The sequence below is a fragment of the Streptomyces sp. CA-278952 genome, from assembly GCF_028747205.1.
Classification (GTDB): Bacteria; Actinomycetota; Actinomycetes; order Streptomycetales; family Streptomycetaceae; genus Streptomyces.
This window is the reverse complement of sequence record NZ_CP112880.1, coordinates 1,442,384-1,467,338: the sequence shown is the minus strand read 5'-3', so window position 1 is coordinate 1,467,338 and position 24,955 is coordinate 1,442,384. Positions and strand designations below refer to the sequence as shown.

Sequence of the window (24,955 nt, the reverse complement as noted above, 5' to 3'; positions counted from 1 at the left end):
GCGCGGAGCCCGTCGACGGAACGTTCCGTCGACGGGCGGCCATGCGCGTATTCCAGCCGGAACCGCATCGGTGCACGTCCCGGCGGGGTGCGGTCAGTGGATGATGCCCGTCCGCAGGGCGACCGCGACCATTCCGGCACGGTCTCCGGTGCCGAGCTTGCGGGCGATGCGGGCGAGGTGGGACTTGACGGTCAGGGCGGAGAGGCCCATCGAGACGCCGATGGCCTTGTTGGACTGGCCTTCGGCGACCAGGCGGAGCACCTCCACCTCACGTCCGGACAGTTCGCGGTAGCCGCCCGGGTGGCTCGGGGAACCGGGAGGCCTGCGGTGCATACGGGCCGCGTTGGCGCCGATGGGGGCGACGCCGGGGCGGGTGGGGTGGCCGATGTTGGTTCGGGTGCCGGTGACGACGTAGCCCTTCACGCCGCCCGCGAGGGCGTTGCGAACGGCGCCGATGTCGTCGGCGGCGGAGAGGGCGAGACCGTTGGGCCAGCCTGCGGCGCGGGTCTCGGACAGCAGGGTCAGCCCGGAACCGTCGGGCAGGTGGACGTCGGCAATGCAGATGTCGCGCGGATTGCCGACGCGGGGGCGTGCCTCCGCGATGGACGACGCTTCGATGACGTCACGTACTCCGAGGGCCCACAGATGGCGGGTGACGGTGGAACGGACGCGCGGGTCGGCCACGACGACCATGGCCGTCGGCTTGTTCGGGCGGTAGGCGACCAGGCTTGCGGGCTGCTCAAGGAGAACGGACACCAGGCCTCCTGGGGGAGTGGCGGGACGGGCCGGCTCGGGGGGTGAAGCCGGGGCGAACCGTGCTTGAAGGGTCATTGACCTCTTCGGCAGCGGACCCGTCCTCCTTTAGGGGAAGATCGCTATTTGATGCGTAACAATTCGGGCAAATAGGACGCGCGATCGATTGTACGAAAAGAGCGTCGGCGCTTGTGCGAAACGGGTGACGGAGTGTTACGAAACCTGCGGCCCGCGCCGTTGCGGCAACGTCACCACCGCCGCGTCAGCCGGATCCGACGGCGGCAGTCCCGCGATCTGGCACAGCAGATCACCCCAGGCCATCAGGTGCGACGCCGTGTCCGGCACACCGCCGCGTGACTCCCTCGGCGTCCACGAGGCCCTGATCTCGATCTGCGTCGCCGGGCGGCGCGTGGACAGCGCACCGAAGTAGTGCGATCCGGCGCGCGTCACCGTCCCGCCGGCCTCTCCGTACGACAGGCCCCGCGCGTCCAGCGCACCCGTCAGCCAGGACCAGCACACCTCCGGGAGCAGCGGGTCCGCCGCCATCTCCGGCTCCAGCTCCGCCCGGACCAGCGTCACCAGCCGGAACGCGCCCTGCCAGGCGTCGTGCCCCGCCGGATCGTGCAGCAGGACCAGCCTGCCGTCCGCGAGATCGTCCTCGCCGTCCACCACTGCCGCCTCCATGGCGTACGCGTGCGGGGCGAGCCGCTGGGGCGGCCTGGTCACCTCCACCTCCAGCTCCGGGCGGAGCCGCGCGGAGCGCAGCGCGTCGACCGCCGCCAGGAACGCGGGCGGCACGGAAGGTTCCTCCGCGCGGTCCTTGCTTTCAACGCCGTCGGAATGATCGGAAAATTGTCCCTGAGCCGGAGCCATGCGGGGAAGAGTAGGCGGAAGCCGGGCCGCGTGCGGGGAGAGACACCCGTGCGGGGCCGGGCTCCTTCGGCGCGCGTGCGAAGATTCTGTGCGTGAGTGCCAACGACAGCCCTTCGGGCCAGCAGACGACGACCTCCGCCAGCCTCGACGCGGTCCGCCACGCCACCCACGACTCGGCGTTCCTGCGGGCCTGCCGCCGCGAGCCCGTCTCCCACACGCCGGTCTGGTTCATGCGCCAGGCGGGGCGCTCGCTGCCCGAGTACCTGAAGGTCCGCGAGGGCATCGCGATGCTCGACTCCTGCATGATGCCGGAGCTGGTCGCCGAGATCACCCTCCAGCCCGTACGCCGCCACAAGGTCGACGCCGCGATCTACTTCAGCGACATCGTCGTGCCCCTGAAGGCCATCGGCATCGACCTCGACATCAAGCCCGGCGTCGGCCCCGTCATCGCCGAGCCGATCCGCACCCGCGCCGACCTGGCCCGGCTGCGCGACCTCACCCCCGAGGACGTCCCGTACGTCACCGAGGCCATCGGGATGCTCACCGCCGAGCTGGGCGCCACCCCGCTCATCGGCTTCGCCGGGGCCCCCTTCACGCTGGCCAGCTACCTCGTCGAGGGCGGCCCCTCACGCAACCACGAGCGCACCAAGGCCATGATGTACGGCGACCCGCGGCTCTGGGCCGACCTCGTCGACCGGCTCGCCGAGATCACCGGCGCCTTCCTCAAGGTGCAGATCGAGGCCGGCGCCTCCGCCGTCCAGCTCTTCGACTCCTGGGTCGGCGCGCTGGCCCCCGCCGACTACCGCCGCGCGGTGCTGCCCGCCTCCGCGAAGGTCTTCGACGCCGTCGCCCCCTACGGCGTCCCCCGCATCCACTTCGGCGTCGGCACCGGCGAGCTGCTCGGCCTGATGGGCGAGGCCGGCGCGGACGTCGTCGGCGTCGACTGGCGGGTCCCGCTGAACGAGGCCGCCCGCCGCGTCGGCCCCGGCAAGGCGCTCCAGGGCAACCTCGACCCGGCGGTGCTGTTCGCGCCGACCCCGGCCGTCGAGGAGAAGACCCGCGAGGTGCTGGACGCCGCCGCCGGTCTGGAGGGCCACATCTTCAACCTGGGCCACGGCGTCATGCCGAACATGGACCCGGACGCGCTCACCCGCCTCGTGGGTTACGTCCACGAGCAGACCGCGCGCTGAGCCAACGGTCCCGGGGCCCACGCCCCGGGACCGGCCGTCAGCTCCCCGCGCCCCGCACCGCCGTCACCGTCTTGCGGGCGGCCACCAGCACCGGGTCCCAGACCGGCGAGAACGGCGGCGCGTAACCGAGGTCGAGCGCCGTCATCTGCTCCACTGTCATTCCGGCCGTCAACGCCACCGCCGCCACGTCGACCCGCTTCGCCGACCCCTCACGGCCGACGATCTGCACCCCGAGCAGCCGGCCCGTACGGCGCTCCGCGATCATCTTCACCGTCATCGGCTTCGCCCCCGGGTAGTAGCCCGCCCGCTGGGTCGACTCGATGGTCGCCGTGACGTAAGCCAGCCCGACCGCGCGGGCGTCCTTCTCCCGCAGCCCGGTCCGGGCGATCTCCAGGTCGCAGACCTTGCTCACCGCCGTACCGACCACGCCCGGGAACGTGCCGTAGCCGCCCCCGACGTTGGAACCGATCACCTGGCCGTGCTTGTTGGCGTGCGTGCCCAGCGCGATGTGCCGGGTCCGGCCCGCCACCAGGTCCAGGACCTCCACGCAGTCGCCGCCCGCCCAGATGTTCTCGTGGCCCACCACCCGCATCGACAGATCCGTCAGCAGCCCGCCCTGCGGCCCCACCGGCAGCCCCGCCCCGCGCGCCAGAGCCGTCTCCGGCTCCACGCCGATGCCGAGGACCACCACGTCCGCCGGATAGCTCCCCGCGTCCGTCGCCACCTCGCGCACCCGCCCGTCCGGACCGGTGAGGATCCCGGTCACGGCGGCCCCGTTGACCGTGGTGATGCCCAGCCCGTCCATCGCGTCGTGGACGAGCCGCCCCATGTCCGGGTCGAGCGTCGCCATCGGCTGCTCGCCCCGGTTGAGGACGGTCACCTCGAAGCCCCGCTTGAGCATCGCCTCGGCCATCTCGACGCCGATGTACCCCGCGCCCACCACGACCGCCCGGCGGCTCTCCCGCGCACCCAGGGCGTCCAGCGAGTCCAGGAGCGCCTGCCCGTCGTCCAGGGTCTGCACCCCGTGCACCCCGGGCGCGTCCATACCGGGCAGCGCCGGGCGCACCGGACGGGCCCCGGTGGCGATCACCAGCTTGTCGTAGCCGGTCCAGTACGTCTTCCCGCTCTCCCGGTCCAGCGCCTTCACCCGCCGCCCGGGCACGTCGAGTTCCGTCACCTCGGTCCGCATCCGCAGATCGATGTCCCGCTCCCGGTGCTCCTCGGGGGTGCGGGCGATCAGGTCGTCGCGCGCCGCGACGTCACCGCTCACCCAGTACGGGATGCCGCACGCGGAGTACGACGTGAAGTGGCCGCGCTCGAAGGCGACGATCTCCAGCGCGTCCGCCGCCTTCAGCCTGCGGGCCTGTGACGCGGCGGACATGCCCGCCGCGTCACCGCCGATGACCACCAGTCGCTCCGCTGCCATGCCGGGTCCCCTTTCGCCGATGCGCCCTCTCGGCGCATCACCACGTCGGAGCCCCACGCTACGGCGGTCAGGGAGCCGGAGCGCCCTCCGCCTCCGGCCGGGGCGCCGCCGGGGCCCTGCGGGCCGCCCGCCGGGCCCGCAGCACCCGCCACACGAGCAGCGCCAGGGCCCCGGTGACCAGGAACGGGAACGCGGCCCCGAACGCCACCGCGATCCACCGCAGCACCGTCACGAACGCGTCCCAGCCGCCGCCCAACGCGTCCAGGAACCCGGTGTCCTCCTCCCGCCCGTCGTCGCCCGGGGCGTCCGGCGGCGTCAGGTCCAGGGTGATCGTCGCCAGCGAGGTGCGGTCCTTCAGGCCCGACTGCTGGGCCAGCAGCGACTCCAGGTCGGACTGACGGCTGCTCAGCTCACCCTCCAGGGCGACCACATCGCTGATCCTCTCCGCCCGGTCCATCAGCTCCCGCACCCGCGCCACACTCGCGCGCTGGGTGGCGATCCGGCTGTCCACGTCGACCACCTGGTCGGTGACGTCCTTCGCGTCCGAGGTGCGCGACAGCAGCTTCCCGGAACCGGACAGCTCCCGCAGCACCTCCTGGTACCGGTCCTGCGGCACCCGCAGCACCAGGTGCGAGGTCTCGCGGGCGTCGTCGAGCCGCTCGGTCTCCTCCGTCGCGACGAGGCCCCCCGCGCCCTCGGCCGCGCCGCGCGCGGCGGCGACCGCCCTCGCCACGTTCTTCACCTCGACGGAGAGCGTGGCCGTACGGATGACGTGGGTGGCCGCCGCCCCCGGCTTCGGCGCCGCCTTCGACCCGGCCGGTTTCCCGTCCGCCCGCTCCTCGGCCGCAGACGCGGCCCCGTCGGCGTCCGCCCCGGCCCCCGCCCGCTCCCCGGACGGCGCGTACGTGCTGTCCGCCGCCTTCTCGCCGCTGCCCGACGCGTCGCCCGACGCCCCGCAGCCGCCGACGGCGAGCAGGAGGCCGAGCACCCCGGCCACGAGAGCGGCTCGCCCACGGGCCGGGGATCGATCGGCTCTGCTGTTCCATTCCATAACGGGTCCCCCCAGGACGGTGGTTGATGGTGCCGGTTCGACGCGCCCGCCCCGGGACCGGTTGCCGGCGGGCGGTTTCGAAGTGGTCACGGTCAGGACGCGGTACGGGTTTGAGAGAGTGGACCCATGCAGCGTTCTCAACAGCGTGCGGAAACGCCCCCGGGCCACGTCGTCGTCATCGGCGGCGGCATCGCCGGCCTGGCGGCCGCCCACCACCTGGTCTCCACCGGACTGCGGGTCACCCTCCTGGAGGCGACGGACCGGCTCGGCGGGAAGCTCATGACCGGCGAGGTCGCGGGCGTCCAGGTCGACCTGGGGGCCGAGTCGATGCTCGCCCGGCGCCCCGAGGCGGTCGCCCTGGCCCGCGAGGTGGGCCTCGCCGACCGCCTCCAGCCGCCCGCCACCGCCACCGCCTCGCTGTGGACGCGCGACGCGCTGCGCCCCATGCCCAAGGGGCACGTCATGGGCGTCCCCGGCGACCCGGCGGTGCTCGGCGAGGTGCTGTCCCCCGAGGGCCTGGCCCGGATCGCCGAGGAGCGCGACCTGACCCCGACCCCCGTCGGCGACGACGTCGCGGTCGGCGCGTACGTCGCCGACCGGCTCGGCCGCGAGGTCGTGGACCGGCTGGTGGAGCCCCTCCTCGGCGGGGTCTACGCCGGTGACGCCTACCGGATCTCGATGCGCGCCGCCGTCCCCCAGCTCTTCGAGGCGGTGAAGGAGGGCGGGCCGCTGCTGGAGGGCGTACGCCGTATCCAGGAGCGGGCCGCCGCCCGGCAGCAGACCGGACCCGTCTTCCAGGGCGTCGAGGGCGGCATCGGCACCCTCCCCGCGGCCGTCGCCGACGCCGTACGGGCCGGTGGCGGCGAGATCCTCGACCGGACCCCCGTCCTGGGCCTGACCCGTACGGAAACGGGGTGGGCCGTCCGCACCGACACCCGGACGCTCGCCGCCGACGGCATCGTCCTGGCCTCCCCCGCCTGGTCCGCCGGCACGCTGCTGGCCGCCGAGTCCCCGGCCGCGTCCGCCGAGCTGTCCGGAGTCGAGTACGCCTCGATGGCCCTGGTGACCCTGGCCTTCCGGCGGGCCGACATCGAGCGGTACGAGGCCCTGCGCGGCCGTTCCGGATTCCTCGTACCGCCGGTCGACGGCCACACGATCAAGGCGTCCACGTTCTCCAGCAACAAGTGGCAGTGGGTCGCGGACAGCGCCCCCGACCTGTTCGTGCTCCGTACCTCCGTCGGCCGGTACGGCGAGGAGGACCATCTGCACCGCGAGGACGAGGAGCTCGTCGCCGTCTCCCTGCGCGACCTCGCCGCGGCCACGGGACTGACCGCCCGCCCCGTGGACACCGAGGTCACCCGCTGGATCGGCGGCCTGCCGCAGTATCCGGTGGGCCACCTCGCCCGGGTCGCCCGGATCCGCGACGAGGTCGCCAAGCTGCCCGCGCTGCGGGTCTGCGGCGCGGTCTACGACGGGGTCGGCATCCCCGCCTGCATCGCGAGCGCGCGCCGGGCGGCCGACGAGATCGCGGGGGAGATCACGGGGAAGATCCCGGCAGGGACGACGGCGGGGACGACGGGAGAGATCATCGCCACGTCGACCCTGGTTCGGGGCACGGGGAGCGAGGCGGGACAATAGCCGTATGAGTGCCCCTGAGACTGTGACATCAAGCAAGAGTCCGAACGCCGGCAAGAAGGCCAAGGACCTCAACGAGGTCATCCGCTACACCCTGTGGTCGGTCTTCAAACTGCGCGACGTGCTCCCGCTGGACCGCGCGGGATACGCCGACGAGGTCCAGGAGCTGTTCGACCAGCTCGCGGCCAAGGACATCACCGTCCGCGGCACCTACGACGTGTCCGGGCTGCGGGCCGACGCCGACCTCATGATCTGGTGGCACGCCGAGACCTCGGACGAGCTCCAGGAGGCGTACAACCTCTTCAGGCGCACCAAGCTCGGCCGCGCCCTCGACCCGGTCTGGTCGAACATGGCGCTGCACCGGCCGGCCGAGTTCAACAAGTCGCACGTCCCGGCGTTCCTCGCCGACGAGACGCCGCGCGACTACATCAGCGTCTACCCCTTCGTCCGGTCCTACGACTGGTACCTGCTGCCCGACGAGGACCGCCGCCGCATGCTCGCGGACCACGGCAAGATGGCCCGGGGCTACCCGGACGTCCGCGCCAACACGGTCGCCTCGTTCTCGCTGGGCGACTACGAGTGGGTCCTCGCCTTCGAGGCGGACGAGCTGTACCGCATCGTCGACCTGATGCGTCACCTGCGCGCCTCCGAGGCACGTCTCCACGTGCGCGAGGAGGTCCCGTTCTACACGGGCCGCAGGAAGAGCGTCGCAGACCTGGTGGCCGGGCTCGCATAACCAGCGAGTCCCGCACCACCCCAACCCGGAAGATCAGAAGGGCGGGCACCGGGCACCGATCGTGCCGTCCGCTCCTCCAGCGACACCGGGTTCGGCTTCGGGGGCCGTCGCACCGTCATGGTGCGGCGGCCCCCGCTCCGTGCCGCCCCGCCGACAGCCGGGCTCAGTCCAGCGACACCGGGTTCGGCTCCGGGTGCGCCGCGCAGTCCGCGCCCCGCCCCGGCACCTCACCGGTCAGCAGGTACCGGCGCAGATGGTCGTCGACGCAGGTGTTCCCGGCCCCGCCGATGCCGTGCGTCCCGGCGTCCCGCTCGGTCACCAGCGACGACCCGGGCAGCCGCTTCCGCAGCTCCAGCGCCCCCTTGTACGGGGTCGCCGCGTCCCGCTCCGCCGCCAGGATCAGCACCGGCGGCAGCTCGCCCCACCGCGTCCCGACCTCCAGCGGCCGCTGCCGGGGCGCGGGCCAGAAGGCGCACGGCAGGTTGGCGAAGGCGTTGTCCCAGGTCTCGAACGGCGCGACGCGCGCCAGCTCCGTGTGGTCGCGGTCCCACACCTCGAACTCCTCGGGCCACGGCGCGTCGTTGCACTCGACGGCCGTGTACACCGCCTTGGCGTTCTCGTTGTCCGCGGCCGCCACCGCACGCGGGGAGGCCTGCGCGACCAGCGGCTCCGGGTTGCCCCGGACGTACTCGGAGAGCGCCGTCGCCCGCATCGCCCAGTAGTCGTCGTAGTAACCGGCCCCCAGGAACGCCGAGTGCAGCTGCCCCGGCCCGACCTTCCCGCCCGCGGGCTTCTCCGCCAGCTCGGCGCGCACCTCGTCGTAGTGCCGCTGCACCGACTCGGGCGTGTCCCCCAGGTGGTAGACGTCGTCGTGCTTGGCCACCCAGCGGCGGAAGTCCTCCCAGCGCGCCTCGAAAGCCAGCGACTGACCCATGTTGGAGCGGTACCAGATCTGCTCCGGGTCCGGGTCGACCACCGAGTCGAAGACCATGCGCCGCACGTGGGAGGGGAACAGCGTCGCGTACAGCGCGCCGAAGTACGTCCCGTAGGACGCCCCCATGAACGTCAGCCGCTCCTCGCCGAGCGCGGCCCGCAGGACGTCCAGGTCACGGGCGTTGTTGAGCGACGTGTAGTGCCGCAGCGTCTCGCCCGCGTGGCTCGCGCAGCCCTGTGCGTACGCCTTCGCCCGGGCGACGCGCCGCTCCTTGTACTCCCGCGTCGGGTGCGTCGGCGCGTCGGTCGGGCCCTTCGTGTACGCCGCCGGGTCCTGGCAGGTCAGCGGGGCGGAGGAGCCGTTCACCCCGCGCGGGGCGTAGCCGACCAGGTCGTACGCCTCGGCGATCTCCTTCCACTCCGGCAGCTCCCCGGCCATCGGGAAGGTGATGCTGGAGGCGCCGGGGCCGCCCGGGTTGTAGACGAACGCGCCCTGCCGGGCGTCGGCCGGGCCGGTGGCACCGGTGCGGCTGACGGTCAGTTCGAGCTGCTTCCCGTCCGGTTCGGCGTAGTCGAGGGGAACCTTCACCGTGCCGCACTTCAGGGAGTCCGGGAGCATCTCCTTCTCCGGGCAGGAGACGAAATCGATCCCGGCGGCCGTGGCACGGGCGGCGGCGATCGCGGTGCCCCGGCCCTCGGCGGAGCCCCGGCTCTCCCAGGCCCCGGCGGGAGCGACGGCCAGGGCGGACAGGACCAGGGAGCCGATCGATGTGTACAGCGCAGCAGTTCTCACGCGCGGTGCCTCTCTGCGGATGCGGAGAGGGATGGTCGGGCGGGCGGGACGGTGAAGTCCAGCACCGCCCGAGCATGTCCGGAACCATGACTCCGATGGGCGGTCAGCTTCCGCGTCACGCAGCGCGGTTCAGGAACCGCCGCCCCCGCCGCAGCCCGACCCGCCCGAGCCGCCGCCGCAACTCGAACCTCCCGAGCTGGAGCCGCCGCCGCAGCTCGATCCGCCGCTGCCCCCGCACCCGGATCCCGAGGAACATCCGGAGCCACCCCCGCCGCAGCTCGATCCGGAGCCACCCCCGCTGGAACCTCCGCAGCTGGAGCCGCCGGGACTGGAGGCGGCGCACCAGACCGTCGCCACCGCGAAGGCCGACGCCCCCGCCGTGCTCCCCGCGTACCCGGGCCGCCCGCTCCCCGCGAGGCCGGAACGCGACCGCCTCGCCGACGCGGTCAGGCGGCTCGCCGCGACCAGTTGCTCCCAGAGCGCCCGGTCCGGGAGCGCGCGCAGCCCCCGTGTGGCGACCAGGTGGGCCGGGGTCTCCGGGTGGACCCGGGCCGCCCGGCATGCCTGGGCGGCCCGGCGGCCCGCTCGGGTGATCCGCTTGGCCGCGGCCGAGGCGATGACGAGCCCGCTGATCCCGCCGAGCAGGATCGCGGGCAGCACCTTTAGGACGAACGGGACCGGCATGCTCAGGCTCACGTCCGTCGTCACGTACTGGAGGACGGTGAGGACGATCGACAGCGGGAGCGCGACGAAGCAGCTCACTCCCTGGACCAGTCCCCAACGTCGTACGGGGCGGCCCTCGCCGGGCGGAACCAGCAGGCCCCGCTGCGCCAGCCCGTCGCCGATCTCCTGCACGGCCGGGTGGCGCATCACCGCGTCCCGCACCAGGTGCAGGGCGCCGCTCGGAGCGGTGGACAGCTCCTGGAACACCGCGCGTTCCACCGGGTCGTTCGCCTGCGCATAACGTACGGAGATGATGCCGGGACCGCCGATGAGCACCCGGCCGTCCGTGTGCAGGGCGGTGAGCGCGGTGTCCGCGACCCCGGCCGGACCGCCGGTCAGGAAGGCCGCCTCGTAGACGTCGTGGACGGCGGGGAAACGGCCGGCCGACGGGATGCGGGACCGGGAGACGGCCGATTTCGTGATGAGGAGCACGGTGGAGACGACGACCGCGAAGGTCACCAGCAGCGCGAGCACGTTCACGGCGTCCCCTTCCTCACGAGGGCGGCACGGGCCGCCCGGACCAGACGGGTGGTACGGCGCGGCGGCCGGGCGCCCGACCGGTCCTGCCACCAGTACGTGAGCCGGCGCCGCGCCACCGGATCGGCGGGACCGCCCGCGATGAGCACGTGCTCCGCGAAGTCCAGGGCGTCGCGCCGGTACCCGCCGGACATCGGGCGGCCCCCGGCGTACGCGAGGAAAGCGGCGCGGTAGCCGTCGCCGAGGATCTCCGGCAGCTCCGGTGCGACCTTGGCGACGACGTCCGCGCGCTTGGCGGCCAGCGCCCGGCTCTGCACCCGCAGCCGCCGGTGGTCGAAGCCCTCGGGGGCCGGGGTGCCCGCCACCAGCGAGGAGAGCAGCGCGGTCTGCGCGACGGCGGTACGGTCGCGGGTCCCGGCGGGCACGGGGGCGGCGGGCGCACGGCCCCGGTCACCGCCCCCGTCACGTGCCGCGTGCCGGGTCGCGGGACGCTGCTCCGCCGGGGGTGCGGCGTCCCGCAGCGTCGCCCGGATCGCGTCCAGCTCGCCCGCCAGCTCCGCGGCCGGCGGGAAGGCGTCGTCGCGCTCCAGCAGCACGCCCGGCGGGTCGACCCGGGAGCGCAGCTCGGCCAGCACCTGAAGGACCGGAGCGGTCACCGGGTGGGCATGCGTGTCGTGCCAGACGCCGTTCCTCTCGACCCCGCCCGCCACATGGACGTACGCGATGGCCTCCACCGGAAGCTCGTCCAGCGCCTTCGCCGGATCCTGGCCGAGGTTGACGTGATTGGTGTGCAGGTTGGCCACGTCGATCAGCAGCCGTACCCCGGTCCGCTCGACCAGCTCCGCCAGGAACTGCCCCTCGGTCAGCTCCTCGCCCGGCCAGGTGATCAGCGCCGCGATGTTCTCCAGAGCCAGCGGCACCGGCAGCGAGTCCTGCGCGATCCGCACGTTCTCGCACAGCACGTCCAGCGCTTCCCAGGTGCGCGGCACCGGCAGCAGATGCCCCGCCTCCAGCCTCGGCGACGCGGTCAGCGGCCCCCCGGCCCGTACGAACGCGATGTGCTCGGTCACCAGCGGCGTCCCCAGCAGCTCGGCGCGCGCCGCGAGGGAGGCGAGGCGCGCGGGGTCCGGGCGGTCGGCGCCGCCGAGCCCGAGCGCCACCCCGTGCGGTACGACCCGCACGCCCCGTTCCCGGAGCCGTAGGAGGGAGTCCGGGAGATGGCCGTCGCAGAGGTTCTCCGCGACGGCCTCGACCCAGTCGATCCCCGCCAGCGCCTCCACCTCGTCCGCGATCTCCGGCCGCCAGCCGATGCCGATGCCCAGTTCCATGGCGTTTCCCCCGTCCCCCTGCCGCACACCTCGTACTGTTCAGGGGTCATGGCCCCGTCAGGCGGCGATGAACCCGACCAAGGGGACGTTCAGAGCTGGATTTGAGGTTCCCGGACCGCCGTTCCTCGTCAGGGCGTCGGACTCATCGCGGGCGGCACCGGGAGATACGGAGAAGGAACGAGGAATGTTCAGCGGCGCAGCGCCGGGTGGTCGGCGACCACCGTGCAGGACCCCGGGGCGATCTCGGTGAACCCCGCGTCCCGCACCACCGGCAGCCCGCTCACCGTCAGCTCCCGCCAGCGCTCCGCACCGGCAGTGGCGACGCAGAGCGGGAAGCCGGCCTCGCGCCACGCCTTGCGCTCGGTGTCGGACAGCTCCCACCAGGCGAGCTGGGCCGCATGCCCCGCCTGCGCCATCGTCTTGCCCGCCGACATGTCCAGCTCCGGGTTGAGCCACAGCACCGGGCCGGAGAGATCGGGCGCTGCGGGCGGCTCGGGATCCTCCAGATCGGTGCCCGACACCTGGAGCTTGGCCAGCTCCTTGGGCCAGCCGTCCAGCGGGATCGGCGGGAACACCCGTACCTCCGCGCCGTCCTCACCCGTCACCGTGATGCCGTCCAGCGCCGCGGCCTTGCGCCACTCCGCACCACGCGCCCGCCGTACGACCTTGCGGATCCGGGCGTCCTGCCAGTCCCGCATCGCCCCGGACCACTCGCCGTCGTCCAGCGACCGCTCGTCGGAGAGGATCGTCAGCACCGCACGGGCGGCGCTCCGCAGCGCGTCGGTGCGGGCGGGCGGATCCGTCTTCTCCAGGTGGAGCACCAGCGGCAGCACGAACTGCCGCGGCTGGTCGCGGTCGGTCGGACCATCGTGGAACGGACTCTCGGAGGCGGGGGCAGGGATGTCATCGCTGGTCACCGTCCCAGTCTGCCAGGCCGGACCCGTCACCTGCTTGGCGGAACGACCGGGTCCGGGTGAGGATGCTCCGTATGAAGAGCGATCTCTTTTCCAGCGACCACATGGCCCAGCCGGCCACCGCCCCCGGTATGACCCTGCAGAACACCAAGTCGATCAAGTACGCCGTCAATGGGGAGATGCACGCCCGGCAGGGCTCGATGATCGCCTTCCGCGGCAACCTCCAGTTCGAGCGCAAGGGCCAGGGCATCGGCGGCATGCTCAAGCGCGCGGTGACGGGCGAGGGCCTGGCGCTCATGGCCGTCCGGGGTCAGGGCGAGGCGTGGTTCGCGCACGAGGCGGCGAACTGCTTCATCGTCGAGCTGGACCAGGGCGACTCCATCACCATCAACGGCCGCAACGTCCTCTGTTTCGACCCCACGCTCTCCTACGAGATCAGCACCGTGAAGGGCGCCGGAATGGTCGGCGGCGGCCTCTTCAACAGCGTGTTCACGGGCTACGGCAAGCTCGGCCTGATGTGTGAGGGCACCCCGATCGTGATTCCCGTGACCGGCGCCCAGCCGGTGTACGTGGACACGGACGCGGTCGTCGGCTGGAGCCAGCAGCTCACGACCAGCCTCAACCGCTCGCAGAGCGTCGGTTCGATGGTGCGCGGCGGATCCGGCGAGGCTGTCCAGCTGATGCTCCAGGGCGAGGGCTTCGTCATCGTGCGGCCGAGCGAGGCCAGGCCGGAGAAGACCTCCAACTGACGGTGGAGCTGAAGGGCGTGGGCCACCGGTACGGCCTCCGCGGCGCCTGGGTGCTGCGCGGGGTCGAGCTCACGCTGCACCGACGACGGGGCACGCGCCGTATCCCGGCCGGCCGCCGCGCTCGCCGGACTGCTCGCCGTCCTGTGCTGCGTGCTGCTGGGCGTGGCCGTGGGGGGCGCTGAGCACCCGTCCGGTGCCGCTTGGCCGGGGCTGGTCCGTCGCGGCGGCCGTGCTCGGGTCGGTCCTCGCGCTCGTGACCGCCGGGTCCCCGGCGCGCCTGGCCGTCACCGCCCTGGTCACGGGGTCGCGGACCGGGACGGTCCAGCCGCCCGTCCTGCCCCTGCTCGGGGCGGCGGTCCTCGTCTGCCGGACCGCCGCCCGGCGCGGGTGAGTACGCTCGTGGGTGTGGACACCGACGACACGTACTGCGCGACCCCGGGGCCGATCGCACCGGCCCCGCCGGCCGGGGCGGCCGAAGGCCCTCCCTACGCCGAGTGTGTGCTGTGCCGCGAGCCGACCGAACACCCGGGGTCGACGAAGGGCGCCACGCTGTGCCCGGTCTGCGCCTGGCAGGAGGCGGGCCGGACGGCCTGCTCGGGCTGATCCCCGGCGAACCCGTGCGAGGCCCTGCCGCTCAGCGCACCCGGAAGACCGGTCCGCGCGGGGCGAACGGCAGCCCCGCGCCCTCCGGGATCAGGTAGGCGTGCTCGCGGCGGACCCGCAGCACGTCGCACCAGCCGTCGGTGATCACCAGGACCGGGGCCGTCGGCGGGAAGTCGTCGGCCCGTTGCAGCAGGTCGATGCCGGGTTGCAGGACCGTGCCGCCGCGCCCCCGCACCCGTACCCGTCCGGCGATCTCCGTCGGCGCCAGGTACCCGGCGTCGTAGGCGGCGGCGTCGCAGAACACCACACGGGCGGCCGGCACGTCGCGGGCCTCGGCGTACGAGGCGATCGCGCCCAGTGCCTTGGCCAGCAGCGGGCCGGACATCGAGCCCGAGGTGTCCAGGACGACGCCGAAGGTGCAGCGGGCGACCTCCTCGGGCGGGAAGTAGCGGCCCGCGCGCGGGATGTCGGGGGTCGAGGCCTGGCGCCGGGCGGGCCGGGAGTAGCTGCGCACCGGCTCGGGGCGGGGCACGAACTCGTCGAACCAGCGGGCCAGTCGGGCGTCCCACGGGACGGGCGGGTGGGCGAGCGCGCGGATCTCCTGGACCAGCCCGGCCGGCAGCAGGCCGCGCTGTCGGTCGGTGTGCAGCTGGTGGCCCTGGACGAGGGCGCGCCGGTAGAAGGCGTCGAGGTCGACGGGGTCGGCGGGCCGGCCCGACAGGGGCTCGCCCAGGATGTCACCGACGCCCTTGCCCCGCAGGGTCGCGAGGCGTCGGCCGCGCCGCAGCCCGGTGGCGATCCGGTCGTACACCTCCTCGGTCGACAGCCCCTTCAACTCGGGGTCGTACAGCAGCCCTTCGGGCATCGCGCCGACGTCCATCTCGACCAGCCAGCCGTTGACGACGTAGTCGGCGGCGACGTTGAAGAGATAGTGGTCGCGGGCGCCGCGGCGCCCGCCGTGACGCAGGGCGGCGTGCAGCATCTCGTGGGCGAGGATGAAGCGCCACTCCTCGTCCGTGAACCGCTTGAGCGGATTGACGTAGATCTCGCCGGCGGCGGCGTCCACGGCGGCCACGGAGATGTCGTGCGTGCGGGCGAGTTCGGCGTCGGCGACGACGGTCAGTCCGGCCGCGAGGCCGCCGAGCAGCGGGTAGGACGAGACGAACCAGTTGAGGGCCCGGTCCCAGGGACGCTGGGCGACGCGCTCACCGGTGAGCCGGTCCCGGCGGCCCCCCGCGACGTCCATCGCGGCGGAGACCGTACGGGTCAGGGCGTAGGCGAAGGCGAGTTGCCGGTCGGGCAGGGTGGTGTCCAGGCGCGGCCACTGGACCAGCAGCTGGTCGGGTTCGCCGTCCGCGGTGCCGCACCGCTCGTAGGCGGCCGGGACGCCGGTCTTGCGCCAGCGGGCGGCGAGCTGGTCCTCGTCGCCGTCGGGGTAGCTCTCGGGGAGGTGGTCGGGGGCGGTCCCGATGGGGAAGGTGGCGAGGAAGCGGTTGACGACGGTGCAGCGGGCGGCGAGGGCGAAGCGGTCGGGCTGCTCGCGGAGCTCCTTGGCGGCGGGGAGGTGGCCGAAGCCGAGGTGGAGGAGGGCGTGGGCGAGCGCCCAGGCCCACTCGCCCGGTTCGGCCCGGCGGGTGGGGTGGACGTGCACCCGCCCGTTGGAGTCCGCCCGGACGAGGCCCTGCCCGGGGGCGTCGGCATTGCCCTTGGCGCGGACGAAGTCGGCGTCGACGGCGGCGAGGGCGGGGTTGCGGCGCACCAGTTCGGCGCCGGCGGCGAAGGCCTCGGCGGCCGGGTCGGGGCGGTCCGCGCCCTGCTTGCGGGAGCGGCTCAACGCCGGGCCTCGACCAGCCGGGGCATGTCACGGGCGGCCTCCACCAGGAACCAGGCGGGCAGCACCGGGTTGCCGTCGGCGTCCTCGGCGATGACGGTCTGGGCGACCTCGACGGATATCTCGGCGAGCTGCACGAGCAGCGACTTGGCGCGGTAGGAGGTCTCGCGCACGGCGGCCGAGGCGTGCTCGCGCTGGGCCGGGAGCTCCTTGACGAGCCGTCCCCGGAACGCTTCGGCGAGGTAGTAGAGCAGGTCGCGGTCCTCGGTGCGGCGGGGCCAGGAGGCGTCTCCCTTGATGATCGCCTCGATGCCGTAGGTGTGCCGCACGATCTTGGCGTACCCGCAGAAGGAGACGGCGTGGGCGGGGGTCAGCGTCCCGTGGGCCACGATCCTCAGCGTCTCCTCGTCCAGCGCCGGCCCGAAGGAGTGCAGCGCGTCGGAGAGCATGTGCCAGGAGCGGGGCGTGGAGAACGGCTCCTCGGTCTTGGGCGGCTGCGACCAGAGGTGGTCGGGCCGGTCGGCGAGGTAGTCCACCACCCAGGGATGAATGCCGTTCTCGCCCGCCCACACCAGCCAGTCGGTGGCGGAGGCACGCAGGTGGACATGGGTGAGGCGGTTGACGAGCGCGGAGGCGATGGGACGTGCGAGGGCGTTGTCGGTGGCGCGGTTGCCGGCGCCGATCACGATCGAGCCTTCCGGAAGCTCGTAGCTGCCGATCCGGCGGTCGAGGATGAGTGAGTAGAACGCCTTCTGCACGTCCGGGGTCGCGGCGTTCAGCTCGTCCAGGAAGAGGCAGTAGGGCTCGTCGCGGGCGATGGCCTCCGGCGGGCAGAACACGGAGCGGCCGTCACGGATCTGCGGCACGCCGATCAGGTCCTCGGGGGCGAGCTGCGTGCCCAGCAGGCTGACGCACTCCAGGCCCAGGGATTCGGCGAACTTCCTCACCAGGGAGGACTTCCCGATGCCGGGGGCGCCCCAGAGGAACACCGGGCGGACGGTGGCGAGTCCCAGAAGGAGGTCCGGGATCTGGGTGGGGGTGACGGTTACTGCGGCCTGCAAGCGGTCGGCTCCTTGGAGGGGGAATGTCCTGTTCGCCCAACGTAGGGGGCTGACAAGGGCAGGCGCACCTGGATTTCCCCTGCCTGTGCCGCTGTGCCGCCGTGCCGCGGGTTGGCTTGCGGGACGGCGGTGGGGAACTCCGCCTCGACGAGCGTGAGCGTACGGCGGCCGGGCGCTTCGGCGTGGCGCCCGGCCGCCGTCACCGGCCCGATCTCGCGGCCGGTTTCGCCGGCACCGCCCTCAAAGCGGTGCCGACGAAGTCCAGAGGGTCGCTCAGCCGGGGAGCGCCCACTTCTGGTTGGCGCCCGTGTGGCAGCTCCACAGGTGGAGCTTGGTGCCGTCGGCAGAGGAGACACCGGACGCGTCCAGGCACTTGCCCGACTGCGGGTTCCTCAGCGTGCCGTCGGCCTGTGGCACCCATTTCTGGGCACCGGTGCCGTTGCAGCCGTAGAGCTGCACCTTGGTGCCGTCTGCCGTGCCGCTGCCGCTGATGTCCATGCACTTGCCCAGGGCGCGCAGTGTGTCGTCCGAGGCGACCGTCCACTTCTGGGCGGCGCTCTGGTTGCACGTCCACAACTGGATCTGCGTGCCGTCGGCGCTCGACCCGTTGGCGACGTCGACGCACTTGCCGCCGATGCCGGTGATGGCGCCCTCCCGGGGTCCGGTCGCGCCGCCCAGCTCCTTGATCCGGATGTTGCGGAAGGACACGTCGTCGCCGTCGCCGTGGTTCTGCAGGCCGATGTGGCCCTGCTGGAGGCTGCGGGCGGGGTCGGTGTTGGTGAAGTCGTTGATCTTGCGGCCGTTGAGGAAGAGCTGGAGGCGCTCGCCCTCGACCCGGATCTCGTACGTGTTCCACTCTCCCGGCGGGTTCAGCGCCGCGTCGCGGGCGGCGAGGTCGGCGGACTTGTAGCCGTAGACGGCGCCGGTGGTGCGGTCCGGAGCGTCCGTGGCGTCGATCTGGATCTCGTACCCGTTGTTGACGGCCGACCACGGGTCGTCGGAGGCGGGGAAGCCCACGAAGACGCCGGAGTTGTCGTCACCGGCCTGGCGCCAGTCGAGCTTCAGCGAGTAGGACTCGTACTCCTTGGCCTGGTACCAGAACAGGCCGAGGCCGCCCTGGGAGGTCAGGGTGTTGTCGGCGTTGGAGAAGGAGCCCGGACCGGCCTGCTTCCAGCCAGTCGTTCCGGAGGTGCCGAACAGGGCGGTGTAGCCGGTCTCCGGGCGGCAGTCGGCCTCCGTCATCTCGGCCGCCCAGCGGATGCCGCCGAGCAGATGGCGGCGGAAGGCGGGGTCGGCGTAGGAGTCCTCGGTGTGGCCGCCGCCGGTGTAGAAGGCGCGCCCTCCTTCGTAGTCCTTGCACCAGGCGATGGGGTGGTCGCCGCCCATGGTGCCGCCGCTGTAGGTGGACTCGTCGAGCGAGGCCAGGACGTGGGCCGAAGTGCGGGGGTTGGTGCGGTAGTCGTACCACTCGTCGGTCCGCTGCCAGGTCGGGCCGAGGTGCGCGGTGGCGTCGTGGGCGCGGTCCTCCACCTTGACGGTGGCCGGCTGGATGTGCGGGTGGGACTTGAACAGGGCGCCCGCCAGGCCGTTGTACCAGGTCCAGTCGTACTCGGTGTCGGCCGCCGCGTGGATGCCGACGTAGCCGCCGCCCGCCCCGATGTATCCCTCGAAGGCGGTCTGCTGGGCGGTGTTGAGGACGTCGCCGGTGGTGGACAGGAAGACGACGGCCTCGTAACCGCTGAGGTTGCCGGGGGTGAAGGCGGTGGCGTCCTCGGTCGCGGTGACGGTGAAGTTGTTGGCGGTGCCCAGCTGGCGCAGGGCGGTGATGCCTTCGTCGATGGAGGAGTGGCGGAATCCGGCGGTCTTGGAGAAGACCAGTACGTCGTACGCCGGGTCGGCGGCGGCGGCCGCGCGGGCAGGGGCGGCCGCTGAGGCGCGGTCGGGGGCGGTCGGGCCCGGTTCGGAGGCCGTGGAGACGGCCGCGGGCAGGGCTGCGGCGCCGAGCAGGCCGCAGGCGGCCCAGCAGGCGAGACGGGTGAGTCGTCGGCTCATGACAGGGTCCACTTCTGGTTGGCGCCGGTGTGGCAGGTCCACAGGTGCAGCTTGGTACCGTCCGCCGAGGAGGCTCCGGAGGCGTCCAGGCACTTGCCGGACATCGGGTTCTTCAACGTTCCGTCGGCCTGAGCCACCCACTTCTGGGCGCCCGTACCGTTGCACCCGTACAGCTGGATCCTGGTGCCGTCGGCCGTGCCCGCGCCGCTGATGTCCAGGCACTTGCCGAGTGCCCGCAGTGTGTCGTCCGTGCCGGGCGTCCATTTCTGGGCGGCTGTCCGGTTGCACGTCCACAACTGGATCTGCGTCCCGTCGGCGCTCGCTCCGCCGGCGGCCTCCGCGCACTTGCCGCCGATCCCCTTGAGCTCACCACCGGGCGCGGTGGCCCCGCTGGTGGTGAAGGTGAAGTCGTCGAGGTCGAAGAGGGAGCCGCTGCCGCCCTTGAAGACGAGGTACAGGGTGGTGGTGGCGGCCGGGCGGTCGGTCAGGTCCGCGCTCACGTCCCGGAAGGTGTCCCAGCCTCCTGTGGCGGGGACCGCGGCCGAGCCGAGCAGCGTGCCGGTGGGTGAGCCGGCCCGTACCTCCAGGGTGCCTCCCGCACCGCCGGAGGAGACCCGGGCGGTCACTTTGGTGGCGTTGCCGAGGATGTACGGGGTGAAGGAGATCCAGTCGTTGTTGTCGATGTAGCCGACGGTCTTGCCGCCGTTGGCCGTGGCCTTGTCGACGATCTGGACGCCGGCGGAGCCGCTGAAGTGCTCGGCCTGCCGCTTGCTGCCCTGGGTGATGTTCTGGTCGTGCGTGGTCAGGGCGGGCTGGCCCCCTGCCCCCTTGTCGGTGTACTCGGCGTCCCAGACGCCGAAGATGTTGGCGTTCGGGTCGTGCTCGCCGTCGGCGATGGTCTGTACGGTGCCGGAGCAGCCGGTGGCGGAGGTCTGCGGGTGACCGTGACTGTCGTGGCCGATGATGAAGGTGACCTTCACCTTGGAGCAGTCGATCGTGCCGTCCTCGGGGTCGGTGACGGTGACCGTGAAGGGGACGGCGGCGCCCGGGTCGATGATGGAGCCGTCGGCGGGCAGGTTGAGGGTGACGGTGGGCGCGGTGTTGCCGACGGTGATGATGACGGAGGCGGTGGCGGTGGAGCCGGTGCCGTCGGAGACGGTCAGTTCGGCGGTGTAGCGGCCGTTGGCGGTGTAGGTGTGTGAGGGGTTCGCGGCCGTGGACGTGCCCCCGTCACCGAACTTCCAGGCGTAGGTGAGGGGGTCGCCGTCGGGGTCGGAGGTCCCGGCCGAGGAGAACGCCACCGTGAGCGGGGCCTGGCCGGAGGTGCGGTTCGCGGTGGCCTTGGCGAGCGGGGCGCGTCCGTCGGTGACGTACTCGATACGGTAGACCGCGCTGTTGGCGTCTCCGTTGAAGTAGCCGGTGCCGTAGTCGAGGACGTACAGCGCGCCGTCCGGGCCGAAGGCCATGTCCATGACCTGGGTGCCCTGCCAGGGGAAGGCGTTGATCGACTGTACGGTGCCGTCGCCGGACTGCTCGATCCGTTTGATCCACTTGCGGCCGAACTCGCCGGCGAAGTAGTCGCCGTCGAAGCTCTGCGGGAACTTGACGGTGGAGGTCGAGGCCGCGTCGTAGCGGTAGACGGGCCCGCCCATCGGTGACTCCGAGCCGCCGCCGAACTCGGGGACGGAACCCCCGTCGTACGGTATCCAGGCGGGCTGGGCCGGGGGGAGGTCGGTCAGGCCGGTGTTGTTCGGCGACGTGTTCTTGGGGGCGGCGCAGGAGAAGGCGGCGCCCGACGTCGAGGTGGCGAAGTTGTAGTCCACGTAGGGGCTGTTGTCGCCGGTGCAGTAGGGCCAGCCGTAGTTGCCGGCCTTGGTGATCCGGTTGAACTCCACCTGCCCGGCGGGTCCGCGTCCCGCGTTCGCCGTGCCCGCGTCGGGGCCGTAGTCGCCGAGGTAGACGGTGCCGGTGGGCTTGTCGACGCTCATCCGGAAGGGGTTGCGGAACCCCATGGCGTAGATCTCCGGTCTGGTCTTCGCGGTTCCGGGCGCGAAGAGGTTGCCGGACGGGATGGTGTAGCTCCCGTCGGCGCCCACCTTGATCCGCAGCACCTTGCCGCGCAGGTCGTTGGTGTTGCCGGAGGAGCGCTGGGCGTCGTACGCGGGGTTGCGGCCGGCGCGCTCGTCGATGGGGGTGTAGCCATCGGAGGCGAAGGGGTTGCTGTCGTCACCGGTGGAGAGGTACAGGTTGCCCTGGGCATCGAAATCGATGTCGCCACCGACGTGGCAGCACAGTCCGCGGCTCGCGGGAACGTCGAGGACCTTCTTCTCGCTGGCGATGTCGAGTGAGCCGTCGGCTCCGAGGACGAAACGCGACAGCCGGTTGACGCCGTCGAAGGGGGCGAAGTCCGCCGCGGACCCGTTCGCGGGCGCGTCGCCGGAGGGGGTCGTCAGCTTCGGTGCGTAGTAGAGGTAGACGAAGCGGTTCGTGGCGAAGCCGGGGTCCACGCCGATGCCTTGCAGGCCCTCTTCGTCGTGCGAGTAGACGTCCAGTTTCCCGGCGACCTTGGTGGCGCCTGCTGCGTCGGTGAGGCGGAGGGTGCCGTCCCGTGACGTGTGCAGCACGGACCTGTCGGGCAGGACGGCGAGCGTCATGGGCTCACCGGTCTCCGCCACCCCCTTGGCGAGGGTGACTTGTTGGAACTCGTCGGCCGCGGCGGCCACCGCGAGTGCGGGTGTCGCGTCGGCGGGTCTCTGCTGGGCGGTGAGAGCGCCCGCGGCGGCGAGCAAGGTGCAGGCCAGTGCCGCGAGAGGTCGAATGAGTCTCCTGTGCACGCGCATCCTCCGTGTGCTGACGGGGTGGGGTCTGGAGCACAGGCGCACGCCATCGCGCCGAGGGGCTTGGGGGACCCCGGAGGGAGGGCGTTCCGCCCTTGTCGTTCGGTACAGGGCAGGAAGCTATTCGCTTTTTCACGCACCAGAAACCCCTTTGACACAGATGGCCGTAACTTTTTCCAGCAGAGGGACAAAGCGGCTCTTGATCCCAAGTCAGCTCGATGGAGGCAGAGTTGACGGACGTTCATGGAATCTTCCGAGAGGTTTGTACGCGCTCATGACAAAGTATGGACGTGCCCGGCGGAAGTCCCTACTGTGTGCGACGCGGCGGTGGGGCGGCGGTACGCGCCTCAAGCGTCACCGTCCGCATCTCGCGTCTCCGCATCTCCGAGTCTCCACATCTCCGCATCTCTCCGTATCTCTCCGTATCCGGAACGACGGCGCGCTCCGGCGGCGGTGGATTCTGCACTTTGCCCCATTTGTGCCCCCGGTCTCGGGGTCTACAGGAGGTCACGTGTATCCACGGCTGTTCTCCCACCGGCTCGGCAGACGTCTGGCCGTAACGCTCACCGTCCCGTTACTGGCCCTCGGCCTCTCGCTCCCCGCAGACGCGGCCGCCCCGGAGGCCGCACCTCTTCCCCCGCAGGAGCCCGGTGTCACGCTCCGCGTCTTCGACGTGCAGACTTCGCTGAAGGAGATCTGCACCCTCAAGCCCGGACAGACCCCGAACATCGACAAGAAGATGTCGGTGATCGACTGGACCTCCGACGCGGACTTCGGGCTCGCGTCCAACTTCGTCACGCAGGTCACCGGGAACCTCGACGTCGCCGCGGCCGGCAGCCACACCTTCCGGCTGACCAGCGATGACGGCTCCCGCCTCTACATCGATGACCAGCTGGTCATCGACCACGACGGACTGCACGGCTCCGAGCTGCCCAAGGACGGCACGGTCTCGCTGACGGCCGGCGTTCACTCCCTGCGCATCGAGCACTTCGAGGCCGGTGGCGGCCAGCAGATCACGCTCGCCTGGAAGCCTCCGGGCGCCACCGGCTTCAGCCTCGTACCGAACTCGGTGCTGAGCACCGACGCCGGCGTCGTACGCGTCACGTCGCCGGGCCGCAAGGAGTGCGAAGGTGTCCTCGACACGCCCGGTGACGGACTGCCCCTGACCGAGGTCCACCCGAACTACACCCTGACGAACCTGAGGCCGGCCGGCTTCGAACCGCAGGTCTCCGCCATGGACTGGCTGCCCGACGGCCGCCTCGCGGTGACCACCTGGGGCGGCACGGACAACAGCACGGGCGAGGTCTACCTGCTGAGCAACGTCACCGGGGCCACCGGGCCCGACAAGGTGACGTACAAGAAGATCGCGAGCGGCCTGAAGGAGCCGATGGGCGTCAAGTACGTGGACGGCAAGCTCTATGTCTCCCAGAAACACGAACTGACCGAACTGAACGACACCAACGGCGACGACGTCACCGACCAGTACAAACGGATCGCCACCTGGCCGTTCGGCAACAACTTCCACGAGTTCGCCTTCGGCCTGCTGTACAAGGACGGGTTCTTCTATCTGAACCTCTCGGTGTCGATCAACTACGGCGGGGCCACCACGGACCCGCAACCGGCACCGAACCGCGGCACGACGATCAAGGTGAACAAGGCGAGCGGGGAGGTGAGTTACGTTGCCGGTGGACTGCGTACCCCCAACGGCATCGGGTGGGGTCCGGACGGCGACATGTTCGTCACCGACAACCAGGGCGGCTGGCTGCCCTCGTCGAAGTTGGTGCACATCAAGCAGGACCGCTTCTTCAACCACTACACCAACCCGGACGGGCCCTTCGACTCCCGGCCGGTGACCAGACCGGTGCTGTGGCTCCCGCAGAACGAGATAGCCAACTCGCCCAGCACCCCCCTCCAGTTGAAGGACGGTCCCTTCGCCGGCCAGATGCTGTTCGGCGACGTGACGTACGGCGGCATCCAGCGTGGGTTCCTGGAGAAGGTCGGCGGGGAGTACCAGGGGGCGGTCTTCCGCCTCACGCAAGGACTCGAAGCCGGTGTCACCCGGATCAGCGTCGGCCCGGACGGAGCCCTCTACGCGGGCGGGCTGGGTGCGGGCGGCAACTGGGGCCAGGAGGGCAAGCTCAGCCACGGTCTGCAGAAGCTGACGCCGAACGGCACCGACGCCTTCGACATCCGCGCCATGCGCGCCGTCCCGGGCGGTTTCGCGCTGGAGTACACCCAGCCGGTGTCGACGGAGACCGCGGCCAACCTGGCCGGCCGCTACAAGATCAAGCAGTGGCGCTACGTGCCGACCGCGGCGTACGGCGGTCCCAAGGTCGACGAGGAGAGCCTCACCGCCCAGTCGGCCACCCTCTCCGCCGACCGCAAGACGGTCACGCTGACGGTCCCCGGGCTCAAGGCCGACCGAGTCGTCCATGTGCGCTCGGCCCGTCCCTTCAGCGCGACGGACGGCGAACAGCTCTGGAGCACCGAAGCCTGGTACACGATGAACCAGCTGCCCGGAGCGACTTCCCGGACCGGCGAGGTGAAGGGGGTCAACGGCAAGTGCCTGGACGTGGACAACAGCGGCACCGCCGACGGCACGAAGATCCAGCTGTGGACCTGCAACAACACCGCGGCCCAGAAGTGGACGGTCTCCGGTGACGGAACCGTGCGCGCCCTGGACAAGTGCCTGGACATCGACAACGCCGGCACCGCCGACGGCACGAAGGTGCAGCTCTACGGCTGCAACGGCAGCGCGGCCCAGACCTGGCAGCCCCAGGCCGACGGCACGCTACGCAACCCGCGGTCCGGCAAGTGCCTCGACGCGTCCGGAGGCGCCTGGAACGACGGCACACCGGTCCATCTGTGGGCCTGCCACACCGGTCCCAACCAGAAGTGGGCCCTGCCGTAGCACAGCGGGCCGACGCGTCACCGGTGAGACGTGACCCCATGGGGCGAGGGCCGGAGTGCACATCCCCGGCCCTCGCTCC

19 protein-coding genes are annotated in these 24,955 nt (G+C 72.0%); 7 read left to right on the top strand and 12 right to left on the bottom strand.

The genetic code is table 11. From position 1 onward, the window contains the following. Window positions 1–93 precede the first annotated feature (93 nt). Window positions 94–756 (bottom strand): response regulator transcription factor, encoded by a 663-nt coding sequence (locus N7925_RS06430; protein ID WP_003965521.1) that lies wholly within the window; start codon window positions 754–756, stop codon window positions 94–96. A 210-nt stretch (window positions 757–966) separates the two neighbouring features. Continuing rightward, the gene (locus N7925_RS06425; RefSeq protein WP_265598535.1) at window positions 967–1,626 is read right to left on the bottom strand and encodes a DUF3000 domain-containing protein; all 660 of its coding nucleotides are present in this window, start codon (window positions 1,624–1,626) and stop codon (window positions 967–969) included. Between the two features lie 92 nt (window positions 1,627–1,718). Between N7925_RS06425 and hemE the strand changes: the two genes are divergently transcribed. After that, window positions 1,719–2,816, top strand: a complete 1,098-nt coding sequence (hemE, locus tag N7925_RS06420; protein ID WP_265598534.1) for a uroporphyrinogen decarboxylase — start codon at window positions 1,719–1,721, stop codon at window positions 2,814–2,816. 37 nt (window positions 2,817–2,853) lie between these two features. On the opposite strand, the gene N7925_RS06415 is transcribed toward hemE, so the two are convergent. Further along, window positions 2,854–4,242, bottom strand: a complete 1,389-nt coding sequence (locus N7925_RS06415) for an FAD-dependent oxidoreductase (protein WP_265598533.1) — start codon at window positions 4,240–4,242, stop codon at window positions 2,854–2,856. 67 nt (window positions 4,243–4,309) lie between these two features. Further along, the gene (locus N7925_RS06410; protein WP_274343319.1) at window positions 4,310–5,293 is read right to left on the bottom strand and encodes a DUF4349 domain-containing protein; all 984 of its coding nucleotides are present in this window, start codon (window positions 5,291–5,293) and stop codon (window positions 4,310–4,312) included. Between the two features lie 126 nt (window positions 5,294–5,419). Here N7925_RS06410 and hemG point away from each other — a divergent pair, with 126 nt between their 5' ends. After that, window positions 5,420–6,931: a protoporphyrinogen oxidase gene (gene hemG, locus N7925_RS06405; protein ID WP_274343318.1), complete on the top strand. Its 1,512-nt coding sequence runs from the start codon at window positions 5,420–5,422 to the stop codon at window positions 6,929–6,931. 4 nt (window positions 6,932–6,935) lie between these two features. Then, window positions 6,936–7,664 (top strand): hydrogen peroxide-dependent heme synthase, encoded by a 729-nt coding sequence (hemQ, locus tag N7925_RS06400; protein WP_026290345.1) that lies wholly within the window; start codon window positions 6,936–6,938, stop codon window positions 7,662–7,664. A gap of 163 nt (window positions 7,665–7,827) precedes the next feature. Here hemQ and N7925_RS06395 read toward each other — a convergent pair whose 3' ends face one another. The 4 genes from N7925_RS06395 to N7925_RS06380 all read right to left on the bottom strand — a co-directional run bounded on the left by N7925_RS06395 (window position 7,828) and on the right by N7925_RS06380 (window position 12,835). Then, complete coding sequence (locus tag N7925_RS06395; protein ID WP_274343317.1) at window positions 7,828–9,390, bottom strand: alpha/beta hydrolase; 1,563 nt, start codon at window positions 9,388–9,390, stop codon at window positions 7,828–7,830. Window positions 9,391–9,519: 129 nt separating this feature from the next. After that, window positions 9,520–10,593: a TIGR04222 domain-containing membrane protein gene (locus N7925_RS06390; RefSeq protein WP_274343316.1), complete on the bottom strand. Its 1,074-nt coding sequence runs from the start codon at window positions 10,591–10,593 to the stop codon at window positions 9,520–9,522. Further along, on the bottom strand, window positions 10,590–11,918 hold the full coding sequence (locus N7925_RS06385) for a DUF692 domain-containing protein (protein ID WP_274343315.1): 1,329 nt from the start codon (window positions 11,916–11,918) through the stop codon (window positions 10,590–10,592). The genes N7925_RS06390 and N7925_RS06385 overlap by 4 nt, the downstream gene beginning before the upstream one ends. Window positions 11,919–12,106: 188 nt before the next feature. Further along, window positions 12,107–12,835 (bottom strand): peptidyl-tRNA hydrolase, encoded by a 729-nt coding sequence (locus N7925_RS06380; protein ID WP_274343314.1) that lies wholly within the window; start codon window positions 12,833–12,835, stop codon window positions 12,107–12,109. Between the two features lie 71 nt (window positions 12,836–12,906). Between N7925_RS06380 and N7925_RS06375 the strand changes: the two genes are divergently transcribed. From N7925_RS06375 to N7925_RS06365, 3 genes are all read left to right on the top strand, one after another. Beyond that, a complete protein-coding gene (locus N7925_RS06375) occupies window positions 12,907–13,581 on the top strand; it encodes an AIM24 family protein (protein WP_265598526.1) in 675 nt (224 codons plus the stop codon). 193 nt (window positions 13,582–13,774) lie between these two features. Beyond that, window positions 13,775–13,972, top strand: a complete 198-nt coding sequence (locus N7925_RS06370) for a hypothetical protein (protein WP_265598525.1) — start codon at window positions 13,775–13,777, stop codon at window positions 13,970–13,972. A 14-nt stretch (window positions 13,973–13,986) separates the two neighbouring features. Then, complete coding sequence (locus tag N7925_RS06365; protein WP_274343313.1) at window positions 13,987–14,184, top strand: hypothetical protein; 198 nt, start codon at window positions 13,987–13,989, stop codon at window positions 14,182–14,184. A gap of 31 nt (window positions 14,185–14,215) precedes the next feature. On the opposite strand, the gene N7925_RS06360 is transcribed toward N7925_RS06365, so the two are convergent. From N7925_RS06360 to N7925_RS06345, 4 genes are all read right to left on the bottom strand, one after another. Beyond that, the gene (locus N7925_RS06360) at window positions 14,216–16,018 is read right to left on the bottom strand and encodes a vWA domain-containing protein (RefSeq protein ID WP_265598523.1); all 1,803 of its coding nucleotides are present in this window, start codon (window positions 16,016–16,018) and stop codon (window positions 14,216–14,218) included. After that, complete coding sequence (locus N7925_RS06355) at window positions 16,015–17,076, bottom strand: ATP-binding protein (protein WP_274343312.1); 1,062 nt, start codon at window positions 17,074–17,076, stop codon at window positions 16,015–16,017. Before N7925_RS06355 ends, N7925_RS06360 begins: the two co-directional genes overlap by 4 nt. Window positions 17,077–17,349: 273 nt before the next feature. After that, on the bottom strand, window positions 17,350–19,128 hold the full coding sequence (locus N7925_RS06350; RefSeq protein WP_274343311.1) for a ThuA domain-containing protein: 1,779 nt from the start codon (window positions 19,126–19,128) through the stop codon (window positions 17,350–17,352). Beyond that, window positions 19,125–21,962: a PQQ-dependent sugar dehydrogenase gene (locus N7925_RS06345; RefSeq protein WP_274343310.1), complete on the bottom strand. Its 2,838-nt coding sequence runs from the start codon at window positions 21,960–21,962 to the stop codon at window positions 19,125–19,127. The genes N7925_RS06350 and N7925_RS06345 overlap by 4 nt, the downstream gene beginning before the upstream one ends. Window positions 21,963–22,476: 514 nt before the next feature. Between N7925_RS06345 and N7925_RS06340 the strand changes: the two genes are divergently transcribed. Next, on the top strand, window positions 22,477–24,876 hold the full coding sequence (locus N7925_RS06340) for a ricin-type beta-trefoil lectin domain protein (RefSeq protein WP_443032121.1): 2,400 nt from the start codon (window positions 22,477–22,479) through the stop codon (window positions 24,874–24,876). Window positions 24,877–24,955 lie beyond the last annotated feature (79 nt).